Annotated in this window: 10 protein-coding genes; all 10 read left to right on the forward strand. The window is 62.1% G+C overall.

The features are described from left to right. Positions 1 to 80 precede the first annotated feature (80 nt). The 10 genes from PYH37_RS26945 (at position 81) to PYH37_RS26990 (ending at position 18,818) form a co-directional block, all read left to right on the forward strand. Entirely contained in the window at positions 81 to 1,115 is a 1,035-nt protein-coding gene (locus PYH37_RS26945; protein WP_280734523.1) for an aldo/keto reductase, read from the forward strand. Positions 1,116 to 1,254: 139 nt separating this feature from the next. Then, positions 1,255 to 4,581, forward strand: coding sequence for a transglutaminase family protein (locus PYH37_RS26950; protein ID WP_280734524.1), 3,327 nt, complete (start codon positions 1,255 to 1,257; stop codon positions 4,579 to 4,581). Then, on the forward strand, positions 4,582 to 6,990 hold the full coding sequence (locus PYH37_RS26955; protein WP_280734525.1) for a circularly permuted type 2 ATP-grasp protein: 2,409 nt from the start codon (positions 4,582 to 4,584) through the stop codon (positions 6,988 to 6,990). A gap of 130 nt (positions 6,991 to 7,120) precedes the next feature. Continuing rightward, positions 7,121 to 7,999 carry a transglutaminase family protein gene (locus PYH37_RS26960; RefSeq protein ID WP_280734526.1) on the forward strand — a complete coding sequence of 293 codons (879 nt, stop codon included), beginning with the start codon at positions 7,121 to 7,123 and terminating at the stop codon, positions 7,997 to 7,999. 209 nt (positions 8,000 to 8,208) lie between these two features. Beyond that, a complete protein-coding gene (locus PYH37_RS26965; RefSeq protein ID WP_280734527.1) occupies positions 8,209 to 9,450 on the forward strand; it encodes a vWA domain-containing protein in 1,242 nt (413 codons plus the stop codon). A 218-nt stretch (positions 9,451 to 9,668) separates the two neighbouring features. Next, a complete protein-coding gene (locus PYH37_RS26970; protein WP_425336124.1) occupies positions 9,669 to 12,146 on the forward strand; it encodes a glycogen/starch/alpha-glucan phosphorylase in 2,478 nt (825 codons plus the stop codon). Next, positions 12,143 to 14,353: a 1,4-alpha-glucan branching protein GlgB gene (gene glgB / locus PYH37_RS26975; RefSeq protein WP_280734528.1), complete on the forward strand. Its 2,211-nt coding sequence runs from the start codon at positions 12,143 to 12,145 to the stop codon at positions 14,351 to 14,353. Before PYH37_RS26970 ends, glgB begins: the two co-directional genes overlap by 4 nt. Before the next feature lie 118 nt (positions 14,354 to 14,471). After that, positions 14,472 to 15,734, forward strand: coding sequence for a glucose-1-phosphate adenylyltransferase (glgC, locus tag PYH37_RS26980; protein ID WP_280734529.1), 1,263 nt, complete (start codon positions 14,472 to 14,474; stop codon positions 15,732 to 15,734). Between the two features lie 8 nt (positions 15,735 to 15,742). Next, on the forward strand, positions 15,743 to 17,185 hold the full coding sequence (glgA, locus tag PYH37_RS26985) for a glycogen synthase GlgA (protein WP_280734530.1): 1,443 nt from the start codon (positions 15,743 to 15,745) through the stop codon (positions 17,183 to 17,185). A 4-nt stretch (positions 17,186 to 17,189) separates the two neighbouring features. Continuing rightward, positions 17,190 to 18,818, forward strand: coding sequence for an alpha-D-glucose phosphate-specific phosphoglucomutase (locus tag PYH37_RS26990; protein ID WP_280734531.1), 1,629 nt, complete (start codon positions 17,190 to 17,192; stop codon positions 18,816 to 18,818). The last annotated feature ends 98 nt before the right edge of the window (positions 18,819 to 18,916 follow it).

Here is an 18,916-nt window from a genome sequence, read left to right on the forward strand (position 1 = left end):
GCACCAGTCTATATTCAAAGAGCAACCGGCTCCATGTTCGTCAACGGCAAACACGTGGATAAGCACAAAGGAGCTGGAATATGGAATACCGACGGCTTGGTTCGTCCGGACTGAAGGTCTCGGCGCTCAGCTTCGGCGCGGGTACCTTCGGCGGCAAGGGTCCGCTCTTCGGCGCCTGGGGCACGACGGATGAAACGGAGGCCCGCCGGCTCATGGATATTTGCCTCGACGCCGGCATCAATCTTTTCGACACGGCGGACGTCTATTCCGAAGGCGCATCCGAAGAGGTGCTGGGCGCGGCGATAAAGGGGCGTCGCGAAAAGGTGATCCTGTCGACGAAAATCTCGCTTCCCTTGGGAGACGGGCCGAACGATGCCGGCTCGTCCCGTTCCCGTCTCATCAAGGGCGTCGAAGATGCCCTGAAGCGACTCGGAACGGACTATATCGACCTCATGCAACTACACGCCTTCGATGCCGGGACGCCGGTCGAAGAAGTGCTGTCGACGTTCGATGTCCTGGTTCGTTCCGGCAAGCTGCGCTACGTCGGCGTTTCGAATTTCTCCGGCTGGCAGCTGATGAAGTCCCTCGGGGTCGCCGACAGGCTCGGCTATCCTCGCTACGTCGCCAACCAGGTCTACTATTCGCTCGTTGGCCGCGATTATGAATGGGAGCTGATGCCGCTCGGCCTTGATCAGGGTGTCGGCGCCCTCGTCTGGAGCCCGCTCGGCTGGGGTCGGCTGACCGGCAGGATCCGCCGCGGAAAGCCGTGGCCGGAGGGAAGCCGCCTGCACCATACCGCCGCGTTCGGGCCGCCCGTCGATGACGAAAAGCTCTACGACATCGTCGATGTGTTGGAGGTGCTTGCGGAAGAAACCGGCAAGACCGTGCCGCAGATCGCAATCAACTGGATTCTCCAGCGACCGACCGTTTCGAGCGTCATCATTGGCGCCCGCAACGAAGAGCAGCTCCGGCAGAACCTCGGTGCCGTCGGCTGGTCGCTCTCGGCCGAGCAGGTTGCGCGGCTTGACGGGGTGAGCGCGACGACGGCGCCCTACCCCCATTTCCCCTATTACCGGCAGGAGGGGTTTGCCCGCATCAATCCTCCGCCGGTCTGACAAACTCCCGAAGAGGAAGCGGCATACGCCTGAGAGCAAGCCGAAACCCACCGCGGTTTCGGCTTGCTTTCTTTCTTCGCATTGCACAAAGTTCCCTTGAATGGCGGGCGAAGGACCCGCCATCGAGGGGAAATTCTGCATGTCGATCAAGGCCAGTATCTACCACCTGACCCACTACACCTATGACCGGCCGGTAAGGCTCTCACCGCAAATCATCAGGCTGAAGCCGGCTGCACATTCCAAGCCCAAGGTCATCAGCCATTCACTGAAAGTCTCGCCGGCCAACCACTTCGTCAATTTGCAGCAAGATCCTTACGGCAACTACCTCGCCCGGTACGTTTTCCCCGATCCGGTGACGGAATTTAAGATCGAGGTCGACCTCGTCGCCGACATGACCGTCTACAATCCGTTCGATTTCTTCGTCGAGGAAGAGGCGGAGCACTGGCCGTTCCGCTATCCGGAAGAGCTGAGCGAGGATCTGAAGATCTACATGACGCCGGAGCCGATGGGGCCGTCGCTCTCCGCCTTCATGCAGACCGTGGACCGCTCGCGCCAACGCACGATCGATATGGTGGTCGGCCTGAACGCGCGGCTCCAGCAGGAACTCGGCTACGTCATCCGCATGGAACCCGGCGTTCAGTCGGCGGAGGAGACGCTGAGCCTCGCTAGGGGCTCATGTCGCGATTCAAGCTGGCTGCTGGTGCAAATTCTTCGCAATCTCGGTTTTGCCGCTCGTTTCGTCTCCGGCTATCTCATTCAGCTCACGCCCGACCTGAAGGCGCTCGACGGTCCTTCCGGCACTGAATACGATTTCACCGACCTTCATGCCTGGGCCGAAGTCTACCTGCCAGGCGCCGGATGGATCGGCCTCGATCCGACCTCCGGCCTGCTCACCGGCGAGAGCCATATTCCGCTGGCCGCGACACCGCATTATCGCAACGCCGCGCCGATTTCCGGCGGCTTTTCCGGCGATCCGGAAACGCAGTCCAACTTCGCCTTCGACATGAGGATAGCGCGTGTCGCCGAGCATCCGCGCATCACCAAGCCCTTCTCCGACGAGAGCTGGGAGGCGCTGAATGCGCTCGGTGAGGAGGTCGATCGCGTGCTCGCCGAGAACGACGTGCGGCTCACGATGGGCGGCGAGCCGACCTTCGTATCGATCGACGACTTCGAATCCGAGGAGTGGAATACCGATGCCGTCGGTCCGACCAAACGCGAAAAGGCGGACGGGCTCATCCGGCGGCTGCGTGAGCGCTTCGCACCCGGCGGTTTTCTCCATTACGGCCAAGGCAAGTGGTATCCCGGCGAGAGCCTCCCGCGTTGGACCTTCTCGCTCTACTGGCGCAGAGACGGCCTGCCGATCTGGCAGCGGCCCGAGCTGATCGCGGAGGAAAGAGGCCGGCACGATGTCACCGAACAGGATGCCGAGCGCCTGCTCGTCGCGATCGCCGGCGAACTCGATGTGCCGGCCGACATGGTCGTTCCGGCCTATGAGGACCCGGCCGAATGGATCGTCAAGGAAGCGAACCTTCCGAACAATGTCGATCCGGCCAACTCGAAGCTCAAGGATCCCGAGGAGCGCAATCGTCTCGCCCGTGTCTTCGAACGCGGCTTGACGATACCGAGCGGCTACGTGCTGCCGGTGCAGGCCTGGAATGCACGTGCCTCAGCTGTGCAATGGGTCAGCGAGAAATGGAAAACCCGGCGCGGCCGCCTCTTCCTTGTGCCGGGAGACAGTCCGGTCGGCTACCGTCTGCCGCTCGGCTCACTGCCTTACATCGCTCCTTCGTCCTATCCCTACGTCAATCCTGTCGATCCGACCGTTCCGCGTAACGACCTGCCCGATTTCGCCGAAGAAAAAGGGCGGGCGCAGCAATCACGCTTCCAGCCATCGGAGGCGCCGCAGACGCCGCTGCCGCCCTCTCGCGATGACATTGCTGGAGCCGTACGTACGGCGATCAGCGTCGAGCCGCGCGACGGCAGGCTCTGCGTCTTCATGCCGCCGACCACGAGCATCGAGGAATATCTGGATCTGATCGCCTCGACGGAGCGCGCCGCAGCAGAACTTGGGCTGGCGGTGCATATCGAAGGCTATCCGCCGCCCCATGACGAACGCATCAATGTCATCCGCGTCGCGCCTGACCCCGGCGTGATCGAGGTCAACATCCACCCGGCCGCGAACTGGCGGGAATGCGTCGACATCACCACGGCGATCTACGAGGAGGCGCGCCAAGGCCGGCTCGGCGCCGACAAGTTCATGATCGACGGCCGCCACACCGGGACGGGCGGCGGCAACCATGTGGTGGTCGGCGGGCGCAATCCCAACGACAGCCCTTTCCTGCGTCGCCCGGATCTGTTGAAGAGCATCGTGCTTCATTGGCAGCGCCATCCCTCCCTTTCCTATCTCTTTTCCGGCCTCTTCATAGGACCGACCAGCCAGGCGCCACGCATTGACGAGGCGCGCCACGATTCGCTCTATGAACTGGAAATTGCCTTGGCGCAGGTGCCGCCGCCCGGCACGGACCGCATGCCGCCCCTGCCCTGGCTGGTCGATCGGCTGTTCCGAAACCTGCTTGTCGACGTCACCGGCAACACGCATCGGTCGGAAATCTGCATCGACAAGCTGTTTTCGCCGGACGGACCGACTGGGCGGCTCGGCTTGATCGAGTTCCGCGGCTTCGAGATGCCGCCAAACGCGCGCATGTCGCTGGCGCAGCAATTGCTCGTCCGCGCTCTCATCGCGCGCTCCTGGAAAAGCCCGGTCGAAGGCGGCTTCGTGCGCTGGGGCACGACGTTACATGACCGCTTCATGCTGCCGCACTATGTCTGGCAGGATTTTCTCGACGTCCTCTCGGATCTGCGCGCCCATGGCTTCGATCTGCGTCCCGAATGGTTCGACGCCCAGCTCGAATTCCGCTTCCCCTTCTGCGGCGAGGTCGAATACGCGGCCGCCAAGCTGGAAATCCGCCAAGCCCTCGAACCCTGGCACGTGATGGGCGAACAAGGCGCGATCGGAGGTACCGTACGTTATGTCGATTCCTCGATCGAACGATTGCAGGTGAAGCTCGAGACCGCCAATCCGGATCGCTATACGGTCACCTGCAACGGTCGCCCGGTGCCGCTCTCGAAGGCGGGCACCAGTGGCGTCGCCGTCGCCGGCGTCCGCTACAAGGCCTGGCAGCCGGCATCCGGTCTGCATCCGGTGTTGCCGGTCAACACTCCCCTCACATTCGACATTTATGATACATGGTCGAATCGGGCGATCGGCGGCTGCGTCTATCATGTGGCGCATCCGGGCGGACGCCACTATGAGACATTTCCGGTCAACGGCAACGAGGCCGAGGCACGCCGACTGGCACGCTTCGAACCCTGGGGCCACACCGCAGGCGTCTATCGGCTCCGACCGGAGACGCCGTCGGCGGAATTTCCCCTGACGCTCGATTTGAGGCGTCCGGCAGGAGTGTAGATGGCGAAGAAGCAGGCGGCAGAGGCAGCAGACAAAGGCCAGTTCGATGGCGACCCGGTGTTCGGCTATCGGGCCTTGCCGGGAATTGCCGACGAGATGCTCGACCCGAACGGCAATGTCCGCCCGGTGTGGCAGCGGCTGCTCGCAACGCTCGGCCGCATGGACGAAACGGACCTCGCCAACCGCTTTGCCCGTGCCGATCGCTACCTGCGCGACGCCGGCGTCTTTTATCGCGCCTACGGCAAGGAAAGTTCCGAGCGAAGCTGGCCGCTGTCGCATGTTCCCGTGCTGATCGACGAAGCCGAATGGGCGGCCGTTTCACAGGGCCTTGTTCAGCGGGCCGAACTCCTGGAGCGGGTGGTCGCCGATATCTACGGCGAAAACCGGCTCGTCCAGGAAGGACTGCTGCCCCCCGCGCTCGTCGCTTCCAATCCGGAGTTCCTGCGGCCGCTGGTCGGCATCGAGCCGGCCGACGGACATTTCCTGCACTTCTGTTCCTTCGAGATCGGACGCGGACCCGACGGCAATTGGTGGGTGCTTTCCGATCGAACCGAGGCGCCGTCGGGAGCAGGTTTCGCTCTCGAAAACCGGGTGGCGACGACGCGCGCCTTTTCCAACCTCTATGCCGAAACGCACGTGCACCGGCTGGCTGGCTTCTTCGGCGCCTTCCGCGATACGCTGCAGGCACGCAAGCAGCACCCGGACGACCGTATTGCCGTTCTCTCACCGGGTATCGCCAACGAAACCTATTTCGAACATGCCTATATTGCCCGCTACCTCGGCTTCATGCTTCTCGAAGGCGAGGACCTCACGGTGGTGGGCGGCAAGGTCATGGTCAGAACGGTTGCCGGCCTCAAGCCGGTCGGCGTGCTCTGGCGCCGCCTCGATGCCGCCTTCGCCGACCCGCTGGAACTCAATCAGTCTTCTCACATCGGCACCCCCGGCATTGTCGAAGCGCTGAGGGCGGGCTCGGTTTCGATCGTCAATGCTCTCGGCACCGGTATTCTGGAGACGCGCGCCTTTCTCGCCTTCATTCCGGCGATCTGCCGTCACCTGCTTGGCGAGGAGCAGAAGCTGCCGTCGATCGCCACCTGGTGGTGTGGACAACAGTCGGAGCGCGAGCACGTCGCCGCCAACATCGAAGGCATGGTGATCGGGCCTGCCTATTCGACGCGTCCCTTCTTCGATGACAACGGCCAGTCGGTGCTCGGCGCCTCTCTCCGCGAGACGGCCAAAAGCTCCGTTTCCGAGTGGCTCACGGCCGAGGGCGGCAAGCTGGTGGGCCAGGAGGTCGTCACGCTCTCCACGACACCGGCCTGGGTGCACGGGCGCTTAATGCCCCGCCCGATGAGCTTGCGGGTCTTTGCCGCGAGGACGCGCAATGGCTGGCAGATCATGCCGGGCGGCTTCGCCCGCATCGGTTCCGGCGACGACGTAGCGGCGATCGCGATGCAGGCCGGCGGTACAGCGGCCGATGTCTGGATCGTCAGCGACAAGCCCGTCGAGCGCACGACGCTGTTGCCGGCCGAGGAAAGCTTCACCCGCAACATGCCGGGCAGCCTGCCGAGCCGCGCCGCAGACAATCTCTTCTGGCTCGGCCGCTATATCGAGCGCGCGGAAGGCGCGCTCAGGATTCTGCGCGCCTGGCACGGGCGCTTTGCCGAAGCCGCCGACCCGAACATGCCGCTCTTGAAGGACGTCACGGACTATCTGGCCGCCCTTGACATCAATGCGCGCCAACCGGTGCCGGACAGTCTGCTTGCCAATATCGACAGCGCGCTCTTCAGCGCCGGCAACATCCGCGACCGGTTCTCGCCCGACGGGTGGTTGGCCCTCAACGATCTGTCGAAAACGGCGCGAAAGTTCCACGCGACCGTCCAGGCGGGCGATGACGCCACCCACGCAATGACCATCCTGCTGCGCAAGCTCGCGGGCTTCGCCGGTCTCGTGCACGAAAATATGTACCGCTTCACCGGCTGGCGGTTCCTGTCGGTCGGGCGCTACATCGAGCGCGGGCTGCACATGACCCGGCTGCTCGGGCACATGTCCGGACCTGAGGCTCCCGATGGAGCCTACGACATGCTGCTCGAGATCGGCGACAGCGTCATGACGCACCGCCGCCGCTACAACGTCAATACGGCGGCATTGACTGTAACCGATCTGCTTGCGCTCGACCCGCTCAACCCGCGCTCGGTCCTCTACCAGTTGAACGAGATCAAGACGGAGGTCGAACTCCTGCCGAACGCCTTCGTCAACGGCCAGATGTCGCCCTTCTATCGGGAAACGATGCGGCTGCATTCCGGCCTTGCGGTGATGACGCCGGAAACGATGAACGTCACCGTTTACAAGCGGCTGGAGCAGGATCTCGAAAAGCTCTCCGATCTGCTCGCCCAAACCTATCTCGGCTAGAGCGGGATGAGGAAAAGTGTCTGCGGTTTTCCGCCCGCGTCCCGCTCTAACTTAGTAGAATCGATGATGTTTATGATTTTGGGTCGATTCGATCCAAAATCATCGTGATCTAATGGAGGGCGGCGTTCCGATGCTCTACGACATCAACTTGAAGATCACCTATGGCTACGAGGTTCCTGTCGTCGGCGGGCGTCATCTCGTGCGCGTTCTGCCGGCGTCGATTCCCGGTCGCCAGCGCCTCGTCGCGGGATCGGTGACCTGCCAGCCGCCCCCCGGCGAGCGGGTGGAAAGTCTCGATTTCTTCGCCAATCCCACCACGTCAATCCTGTTCCGCTCGGTGCACGATCATTTGATCATTCGCATGCAGGCGCGCGTCCAGGCGGAGGCGCCGGCGCTCATCGCCGATCTCTCGCCACCGCTTGCCGGGTTGCCGCCGCAACTTGCCGCATGCTGGACGGTCGATGCCGACTCCCCCCACCATTTCGTCGGACCGAGCCCGCTCCTAACGGAGGTGCCGGAGATCGCCGCCTATGCGCGCGCGATCGTCGACGAGGGAATGACCGTGCGGCAGATCGGCACCGCCATCTGCGACCGTGTCCATCGCGACTTCGCCTACGATACCGAGGCGACGACCGTCAGCACGACGCCTGCCGAGGCTTTCAGGCTGAAGCGTGGCGTGTGCCAGGATTTCACCCACGTGATGATCGTCGCCCTTCGCAGCCTCGGCATTCCGGCCGGCTATGTCAGCGGTTTCCTGCGGACCTTGCCCCCGCCCGGCAAGGAGCGGCTCGAGGGAGCCGATGCGATGCATGCCTGGGTCCGCTTCTGGTGCGGCAGCGCGGGCGGCTGGATGGAGCTCGACCCGACGAACAACATTCCGGCAGGCACGGACCACATCGTCGTCGGCCACGGCCGCGACTATGGTGACGTGGCACCGGTCATCGGCGTGCTCAAGAGCTATGGCAGCCAAACGACGGAACAAGCCGTCGACGTTATCCCCGTCGGGTGACCCGAAATGGCACACCCTGTTCCATTTTCAGACGGCCGAATGTCGCTAGAGCCCGGTAAAATCAAGGGTTTTCCGGCAAATCACTAAAATTGAAATAGTCGCCTGAACCCAATTGAAATTTATCGCCGCTAATGTCGCACCCGAGCTTGCAATGTGTTCTCTCGAGGTGTCCGAATATGGGAAGACGATCCACTGTAGGCCGATCCTTCATGACGATGCTGAAGGATCGGGGCGGCAATTTCGGTATGATGACGGCGCTGGTCGCGCCGCTGCTTCTGGCGGTCGGCGGCGTTTCCATCGACATGGCCAACATGCTGATGACAAAGAACCAGCTTCAGGATGCGACCGACGCGGCAGCCCTTGCAGCGGCGTCCGCACTCGTATCCGATGAAAAACCGGACATCGAAACGGCCAAGACGATCGCGCGCAAATTCCTGAAGACTCAGATGGCCGGCACGAGCTCGGCAGACGTCCCCGGAGAGGGAGCCACCATGGCAGCCGCAAACACCACGCCGGCTTCGACCACGCCAAATTGGGACGACGTCAACACGTCGGAAGTTGTCATTACCGAAGTGCCCAACGGCGCGAAGGGAAAGTCGTTTAAGGTTTCGGTGGTGAACAAGCACCTGCTTCAGTTCAACGCCATGACGCGTCTGCTCGGTAAAAATTCCATCGAGCTTCAAACCAGCTCGACGGCCGAAAGCGCGACTGAGAGCAAGAACGCCATTTCGATGTACCTCGTGCTCGATCGCTCGGGTTCGATGGCATGGAAAACCGATACCATCGACAAGACCCGGACAAAGTGCATCAACTGGACCGCGTCGAACTGGGGAAATTCGTACGTGAAGGAGACCAGTCCGTGCTACGTCGACAAGATCACCACTCTAAAGTCGGCGGTCGAAAAGCTGTTCACGCCGCTAGCAAAAGTGGATCCCGACAACGAGTACCTCCGCGTGGGTACAGTCGCCTACAACAACAGGCAGGACAAGCCCTCGAATTTGACGTGGGGCACGAAAGATGCGTCCGACTATGTTGAGGCCCTCAGCGCGACTGGAGGAACCGATTCGAGCTCGGCTTTTGACGCAGCCGTGGACGAATTGCTGCTGGATAGTGAGAATGAGGCCCATCTGGCCAAGAACGGGCAAACTCCGGAAAAATACATCGTCTTCATGACCGATGGCGAAAATACGAGCTACAACGGCAGAACTTCGGCCCGCGACCAGGAAAAGGCGGACTCAGTCACCAAAGCGGCTTGCACAACGGCAAAAAACAGCGGCATTGCGGTCTTCACCGTGGCCTTCATGGCACCGCAACGAGGCAAGGATCTGTTGAAGGCCTGTGCGACTTCGCTCGACCATTACAAGGAAGCCGACGACGCTGCGGCACTCGTTTCGGAATTCGAGAAGATCGGCCAAAAGGCTGCCGCGATGACGGCGCGCCTGACGAAATAAACCTTCACTTTCGGCAATTGTGGAATGCCGTCCGGCGCCGCCGGGCGGCATTTTTCTTTATGTGCAAATTCCGAAATATTTGCCGCATATGGGTCGACCGACAAGCACTCGTTGTTTTAAACCTTTTAAAAACATCTGTTGCAAGCGCTTCGGATCGATGCATAAATTGCCGCTATCCCCGGTCTGCTCCGACCTGCGGCTCCCAAACGCAAAAGGGTATGACAGTTCTTATGATGAATCGGCTCTCCACCACCGAACTGCCGCAGCCCGCACTCAGGTCTTCCGAGCCGGGTCAACTCGCGGTCGAAATTCTCGAGCGCCTCAAATACCGTATCGGCAAGGATCCGAAGGTCGCCAAGCCGCACGACTGGCTGACGGCCGCCATTCTCGTCGCTCGTGACCGCATTACCGACAAGTGGATGGAGTCTACACGCAAGACCTATGCGACCGGTGCCAAGCGCGTCTATTACATGTCGCTAGAGTTCCTGATCGGCCGCCTGATGCGTGACGCCATGACGAATATCGGCCTGATGGAGGAGATGCGCGACGCGCTCGCCTCGCTCGGCGTCGATATCGACGTGGTCGCCCAGCTCGAACCGGATGCCGCGCTCGGCAATGGTGGCCTCGGGCGGCTTGCCGCCTGTTTCATGGAGTCCATGGCGACGGTGGACGTTCCGGCCTACGGCTATGGTATCCGCTACATGCATGGCCTGTTTCGCCAGCAGATGGCCGACGGTTGGCAGGTCGAACTGCCTGAAACCTGGCTGGCGCACGGCAATCCCTGGGAGTTCGAGCGGCGGGAAAGCTCCTACGAAATCGGATACGGCGGCGGCGTGGAAACCGTCAATATCGACGAGGAAGTGCAGCGCTACATCTGGAAGCCGGCCGAACGGGTCATCGCCACGGCCTTTGACACGCCGGCCGTCGGCTGGCGGGCGACGCGCGTCAATACGCTCCGCCTGTGGTCGGCTCAACCGATCGATCCGATCCTGCTCGATGCCTTCAATGCCGGCGACCACATCGGCGCACTGCGCGAAAGCAACAAGGCCGAGAGCCTGACACGCGTGCTTTATCCGGCCGACGCGACGCCCGCCGGCCAGGAACTGCGGCTGCGGCAGGAATACTTCTTCTCCTCCGCCTCGCTGCAAGACATTCTCCGGCGCCATCTGCAGCAATATCCGGATTTCACGTCATTGCCGGATGCAGTTGCCATCCAGCTCAACGACACGCACCCGGCCGTCTCTGTCGCAGAACTGGTTCGCCTCCTAACGGACGTGCATGGGCTCGATTTCGAGCAGTCCTGGGACATCACCCGGCGCACCTTTTCCTACACCAACCACACGCTGTTGCCGGAAGCGCTGGAAAGCTGGCCGGTGCCGCTCTTCGAGCGGCTGTTGCCGCGCCATATGCAGATCGTCTACGCCATAAACGCCAAGATCCTGATCGAGGCGCGCAGGCAAAAGCACGCGACCGACGAAGAGATTCGCAATATCTCGCTGATCGAGGAGACGGGCGAGCGGCGCGTACGCATGGGCAATCTCGCCTTCGTCGGTTCCCATTCGATCAATGGAGTCTCGGCGCTCCACACCGAACTCATGAAGGAGACGGTCTTCGCCGACCTCCATCGGCTGTATCCGGAGCGCATCAACAACAAAACCAACGGCATCACCCCGCGCCGCTGGCTGATGCAATGCAACCCTGGCCTTTTCGGTCTCGTCCGCGACGCGATCGGCGACGAGTTCATGGACAATACCGAAGCGCTCCAGGCGCTCGACGCCTTTGCCGACAAGGCGGACTTCCAGGAGAGCTTCGCGGCGGTCAAACGCGCCAACAAGGTGAGGCTCGCGAAGCATGTTCAGAGCAGCCTCGGCATCCGGCTCGATCCCTCGGCCATGTTCGATATCCAGATCAAGCGCATCCATGAATACAAGCGGCAACTGCTGAACATCATCGAAGCCGTCGCCCTCTATGACCAGATCCGGTCGCATCCCGAGCGCGACTGGGTGCCGCGCGTCAAGCTCTTCGCCGGCAAGGCGGCGCCGAGCTACCACAACGCCAAGCTGATCATCAAGCTCTGCAACGATGTCGCCCGCGTCATCAACAACGACCCGGCTGTGCGCGGGCTCCTGAAGATCGTCTTCATCCCGAACTACAACGTCTCGCTCGCGGAAGTGATGGTGCCGGCGGCTGATCTTTCCGAACAGATCTCGACGGCGGGCATGGAAGCCTCGGGCACCGGCAACATGAAGTTCGCCTTGAACGGTGCGCTCACCATCGGCACGCTCGATGGCGCCAATGTCGAAATGCGCGACTGGGTCGGCGAGGAAAATATCAAGATCTTCGGCATGACCGCAGAGGAGGTGGCGAAAGCCCGGGCGGAAGGACACAACCCACGCGCCGTCATCGAAGGTTCGCGCGAATTGTCTCAGGCACTCGCGGCGATTGCCTCCGGGGTCTTCTCGCCCGACGACCGCAACCGCTTCTCCGGTCTTGTCGACGGTCTCTACAACCATGATTGGTTCATGGTCGCCGCCGATTTCGAAGCCTACGCCAGAGCCCAGCGCGAGATCGACCAGCTCTGGACCACGCCATCAGCCTGGTTCTCGAAGGCGATCCGCAATACCGCCCGCATGGGCTGGTTCTCGTCCGATCGCACGATCCGGCAATATGCCGGAGAAATTTGGAGAGCTGGATGACGCCTTCCGCCGGCAAGGGACCGGCACCAACCCCGTCAGGTTCGCTGCCGGCGCCGGAGATCGCGGCAATACTTTCCGGCACGCACGACGATCCGTTCTCCGTCCTCGGCGTTCACGCAGTAGGCAAAGGCTATTTCGCCCGATGCTTTATCCCCGGTGCGGAAACGGTGGTGGCGGAGACGCTCGCCGGCAAGGAAATCGGCGTGCTGGAGCGCCGCGACGACGCCGGTTTTTTTGAGGGCCCCGTTTCCGTCCGCAAGGAGCAGCCCATCCGCTACCGCGCCCGCAACAGCGGCGGCGAATGGATTGTCGTCGATCCCTACAGTTTCGGCCCGGTCCTCGGCCCGATGGATGACTATTATATCCGTGAAGGCTCGCACCTGCGGCTCTTCGACAAGATGGGCGCGCACCCGATCACGCATGACGGAGCCGAAGGCTTCCACTTCGCAGTCTGGGCGCCGAACGCCCGCCGCGTCTCCGTCGTCGGCAGCTTCAACGACTGGGACGGACGCCGCCACGTGATGCGCCTGCGTGTCGACACAGGCATATGGGAGATCTTCATCCCCGGCGTCCCGGAGGGCGCCCCTTACAAATATGAAATCCTGCCCAAGGACGGCGCGCTGCTGCCGCTGAAGGCAGATCCTTTCGCCCGCCGCTCCGAACTCAGGCCCGACACCGCTTCGGTGACGACCGGCGAGATCGCTCAGCTCTGGGAGGACGAGGCCCATAAGCGGCACTGGGCGGAGGTCGATCCGCGCCGCCAGCCGATTTCCATCTACGAAGTCCACGCGGCTTCGTGGCAGCGCCGCGACAACGGCGACATGCTCACCTGGGACGAACTGGCGGACCGGTTGATCCCCTACTGCGTCGACATGGGCTTCACCCATATCGAATTCCTGCCGATCTCCGAATATCCCTTCGATCCCTCATGGGGTTACCAAACCACCGGGCTCTACGCGCCGACGGCGCGGTTCGGCGGGCCGGAAGGCTTTGCCCGCTTCGTCAACGGTTGTCACAAGGTCGGCCTCGGCGTCATCCTCGACTGGGTACCGGCCCATTTTCCAACCGACGAACACGGTCTGCGCTGGTTCGACGGCACCGCGCTTTATGAGCATGCGGATCCGCGCAAGGGGTTTCATCCCGACTGGCAGACGGCGATTTACAATTTCGGCCGGCAGGAGGTTCTCGCCTATCTCGTCAACAACGCGCTTTATTGGGTGGAGAAATTCCATGTGGACGGCTTGCGCGTCGATGCGGTCGCCTCGATGCTCTACCTCGACTACTCGCGTCAGCACGGCGAGTGGGTGCCGAACGAGTACGGCGGCAATGAGAACCTGGAGGCCGTCCGCTTCCTGCAGACGATGAACACCCGCCTTTACGGCATTCATCAGGGAGTCCTGACGATCGCCGAGGAATCGACCTCCTGGCCGAAGGTCTCTCACCCGGTTCACGCCGGCGGACTGGGCTTCGGCTTCAAGTGGAACATGGGCTTCATGCACGATACGCTGCAGTATCTCGCGCGCGAACCCGTGCACCGCAAATTCCACCACAACGACATGACCTTCGGGCTGCTCTATGCCTTCAGCGAGAATTTCGTTCTGCCGCTGTCACACGATGAGGTCGTGCACGGCAAGGGGTCGCTGATTGCCAAAATGGCCGGCGACGACTGGCAAAAGTTCGCCAATCTCAGAGCCTACTACGCCTTCATGTGGGGCTATCCGGGCAAGAAGTTGCTCTTCATGGGGCAGGAATTCGCCCAATGGCGCGAATGGTCGGAAGACCGCGCGCTCGACTGGAACCTGCTCGAATACAATCTGCACGAGGGCATGCGCCGTCTCGTGCGCGACCTCAACGGCACCTATCGCGCGAAGCCGGCGCTGCATGCCCGCGATTGCGAGGGCGACGGCTTCGAGTGGCTGATAGCGGACGATCGCGAGAACTCGGTTTTCGCCTGGCTGAGAAAGGCGCCCGGCGAGAAGCTTGTCGCGGTCGTCACCAACTTCACCCCGGTCTACCGGGAAAGTTACGACATACCGCTTCCGGTCGCAGGACGCTGGAGGGAAATTCTCAACACCGATGCGGAGATCTATGGAGGGACTGGCAAGGGCAATGGCGGCGCCGTGCACGCGGAGAAAAAATCCACGGGAATCACGGTCGCCACTGTCACGCTGCCGCCTTTGGCAACGTTGATGCTGGAGGAGGATTAGCAGGGTCGTCGCGGCGGGCATTTGCCCGACGGACGAGGCAAGAAGAAATCGCGTGGGCCGCAGGGCGGCGCAGAAAGCCGCCAAGCAGTCCTCGATGAACTGATCTTGGGGAGGACAAATGGTGGAAAAACGTACACACCCTCTGGCTCGTGATGCCATGGCTTATGTTCTCGCCGGCGGCCGCGGCAGCCGGTTGAAGGAATTGACCGACCGGCGGGCAAAGCCCGCCGTCTATTTCGGTGGCAAGGCGCGCATCATCGACTTCGCCCTGTCGAATGCGCTGAATTCGGGTATCCGCCGTATCGGCGTCGCCACCCAATACAAGGCACATTCGCTGATCCGGCACCTGCAGCGCGGCTGGAACTTTTTCCGCCCCGAGCGAAACGAGAGCTTCGACATCCTGCCGGCGAGCCAACGCGTTTCCGAAACGCAATGGTATGAAGGCACTGCCGATGCGGTCTATCAGAATATCGACATCATCGAGGATCACGGCGTCGAGTACATGGTGATTCTCGCCGGCGACCACATCTACAAGATGGACTACGAGCTGATGCTGCAGCAGCACGTCGATTCCGGTGCCGACGTGACGATCGGCTGCCTGGAAGTGCCGCGCATGGAAGCGACCGGCTTCGGCGTCATGCATGTCGACAACGCGGACCGCATCATCGCCTTCGTCGAAAAGCCGGCCGATCCGCCTGGCATTCCGGGCAATCCGGAGCTGGCGCTGGCGTCCATGGGCATCTACGTCTTCCATACGAAGTTCCTGATGGACATTCTGCGCCGCGATGCGGCCGACCCAAAATCGAGCCGCGACTTCGGCAAGGACATCATTCCTCATATTGTCGAACACGGGAAAGCCGTAGCGCACCGCTTCACCCACTCCTGCGTCCGCTCGGACTTCGAACGCGAGGCCTATTGGCGCGATGTCGGCACTATCGATGCCTATTGGCAGGCCAATATCGACCTCACCCATATCACGCCCGAACTCGACATCTATGACAGCACATGGCCGATCTGGACCTTCTCCGAAATCAAGCCGCCGGCAAAATTCGTGCACGACGACGAAGATCGCCGCGGGTCGGCAACGTCCTCGCTCGTCTCGGGCGATTGCATCATTTCCGGCGCGGCGCTGAACAGGAGCCTGTTGTTCACCGGCGTCAGGGTTAATTCCTACTCCAGGCTCGAAAATGCCGTTGTTCTGCCTGACGTGACGATCGGACGCCACTCGACGCTGCGCAACGTCGTCATCGACAGCCGCGTCGTGATTCCTGAAGGCCTTATCGTCGGCGATGATCCGGAGTTCGATGCCAAGCGTTTCCGGCGCACCGAGAACGGTGTCTGCCTGATCACCCAACCGATGATCGACAAGCTCGGGATGTAGGCTGCCGTATGAATGTCCTCTCTGTTGCGTCCGAGGTGTATCCGCTGGTCAAGACCGGGGGGCTCGCCGACGTCGTCGGGGCCCTTCCTGCGGCTCTTGTCCCGCACGGCATTCGGACGCGCACGCTGATACCCGGCTACCCGGCCGTTCTGCAAAAGCTCAAAAAAAAGAAAACCGTCGGCGGCTTCGACAACTTATTCGGTAAGCCCGCCTCGATCCTCGCAGCCGAGTATGATGGGCTAGATCTGCTCGTTCTCGATCAGCCAGCTCTCTACAACCGAGACGGCGGCCCGTATCTTGACGCGACCGGGCGGGATTACCCCGACAATTTCCGTCGTTTCGCCGCACTCTCGCTCGCGGCGGCCGAAATCGCCGGCGACAACGCCATTGCGAACTGGAAGCCCGACATCGTTCATGTCCACGATTGGCAGACGGCGCTGACCCCGGTCTACATGCGTTTCGGCTCTGCGCGCGCCACCCCGACGGTAATGACGATCCACAACATCGCATTCCAGGGCCAGTTCGGCGCTTCGGCATTTCCCGAATTGGCCCTGCCGCCGGAGGCTTTCTCGGTGCAGTTCGTCGAATATTACGGCGATGTCGGCTTTCTGAAAGGCGGCCTGCAGACAGCGACGGCAATCACGACGGTAAGCCCCTCCTACGCGCAGGAAATCCTGACGCCGGAATTCGGCATGGGACTGGAGGGCCTTCTCGCCAGCAGAGTCGATGATCTGACCGGGATCGTCAACGGCATCGACGCCGACCTATGGAACCCGCAGACGGACCCGCATATCGTCGCGCACTTCGGCCCGGGCACGCTCAAACGGCGCGGCGCTAACCGCAAAGCGCTGGAGGACCGCTTCGGCCTGGAGAAGGATCCGGGGCCGATCTTCTGCGTGGTAAGCCGGCTGACCTGGCAAAAGGGCATGGACCTCCTCGCCGAAGTGACCGACGATATCGTCGCACTTGGCGGAAAGCTGATCGTGCTCGGCTCGGGCGATGCGGCGCTTGAAGGCGCGCTGCTCGCAGCAGCGTCGCGGCATCGCGGCCGTATCGCCATGGTGACCGGCTATGACGAGCCGCTGTCGCATCTGATGCAGGCGGGCTCCGACGCCATCCTCATTCCGTCGCGCTTCGAGCCCTGCGGACTAACGCAGCTCTATGGCCTGCGATATGGTTGCGTGCCCGTCGTCGCCGAGACTGGCGGCCTCGCCGATACGATCATCGACGCCAACGAAGCGGCACTTTCGGCGAAAGTCGCGACCGGCTTTCATTTCCGGCCCGTTACAGCGGACGGCTTACGTCTTGCGATCCGGCGCGTGTTCCGTGCATACAACGAGCCGAAAGTGTGGGCCCGCCTGCAGAATCAGGGCATGAAATCCGAGGTTTCCTGGGCCAAGAGTGCGGAACGTTATGCCGCGCTCTATTCCGGCCTTCTCGCGAAAGGTTAAGACAATGACAAAAACCGTCTCCACCAATCCCTATGGCGATCAGAAACCCGGCACCTCGGGCCTGCGGAAGAAGGTTCCCGTCTTCCAGCAGAAGAACTATGCCGAAAACTTCATCCAATCCATTTTCGATTCGCTCGAAGGTTTTGAAGGTCAGACGCTGGTGATCGGCGGCGACGGCCGCTACTACAACCGTGAAGTCATTCAGAAGGCCGTCAAGATGGCTGCGGCGAACGGTTTCGGCCGCGTGCTCGTCGGTCGCGGCGGTATCCTGTCGACGCCTGCTGCCTCCAACATCATCCGCAAATACAAGGCGTTCGGCGGCATCGTTCTCTCGGCGAGCCACAATCCCGGCGGCCCGACCGAAGACTTCGGCATCAAGTACAATGTCGGCAATGGGGGGCCGGCGCCGGAAAAGGTCACGGACGCGATCTTCGCCCGCAGCAAAGTTATCGACAGCTACAAGATCGCCGACGTCGGCGATATCAATTTGGACTCTGAAGGCACCCAGCAGGTCGAGGACATGACGGTTACCGTGATCGATCCGGTCGCCGACTACGCCGAACTCATGGAAAGCCTGTTCGATTTCGCAGCGATCCGCAAGCACCTCGCCGGAGGCTTCCGCGTGGTCTTCGATGCGATGAGCGCGGTCACCGGCCCCTACGCCAAGGAGATCATAGAGAAGCGGCTGGGCGCGCCGAAGGGCTCGGTCCTGAACTTCATACCGCTGCCCGACTTCGGCGGTCACCATCCCGACCCGAACCTGGTGCATGCCCGCGCCCTTTATGAAACGATGATGGCGCCTGACGCGCCGGACTTCGGCGCCGCCTCCGACGGCGACGGCGACCGCAACCTGATCATCGGCAAGGGCATCTTCGTCACGCCCTCCGACAGCCTCGCCATGCTTGCGGCCAACGCCCATCTCGCGCCGGGTTACGCCAAGGGGCTGGCGGGGATCGCGCGTTCCATGCCGACCAGCGGCGCCGCCGACCGGGTGGCCGAGAAGCTCGGTATCGGCCTCTATGAGACGCCGACCGGCTGGAAATTCTTCGGCAATCTGCTCGATGAGGGCCTCGCGACGATCTGCGGCGAAGAAAGCGCCGGCACCGGATCAAACCACGTGCGTGAGAAGGACGGCCTCTGGGCGGTGCTGCTCTGGCTCAACATTCTGGCGGCGCGGAAGGAAAGCGCGCTTGAAATCGCGCGCAAGCACTGGGCGACCTATGGCCGCAACTATTATTCGCGCCATGATTACGAGGAGGTGGACACCGATGCCGCAAACGGCCTGATCGCCGCCTTGCGGGACAAGCTTGCCGGCCTGCCGGGCAAGAGCTTCGGCGCGCTCACCGTGGAAACCGCCGATGATTTTTCCTATCACGATCCGGTCGACAAATCGGTGAGCAAGAACCAGGGCATCCGCGTCCTGTTCCAGGGCGGATCACGTGTCGTCTACCGCCTCTCGGGAACCGGGACGTCCGGCGCGACGCTGCGGGTCTATATCGAGCGCTTCGAGCCGGACCCGGCACGCCACGATCTCGACACCCAGCAAGCGCTCGCCGACCTGATCACCGTCGCCGACGACATTGCCGAGATCAAGACGCGCACCGGCCGCGATGCGCCGAGCGTGATCACCTGAAGCGCCGCTGCATGTTTCCTTTGTGCGTCTGAAAAGACGCACGGCGCTGTAGAAGCGGGCCGTTACGGCCCGTCACCTCACTGATCGCGAAAGGGGCG

It is taken from the genome of Sinorhizobium numidicum, from assembly GCF_029892045.1.
In the GTDB taxonomy this organism is placed as follows: Bacteria; Pseudomonadota; Alphaproteobacteria; order Rhizobiales; family Rhizobiaceae; genus Sinorhizobium; species Sinorhizobium numidicum.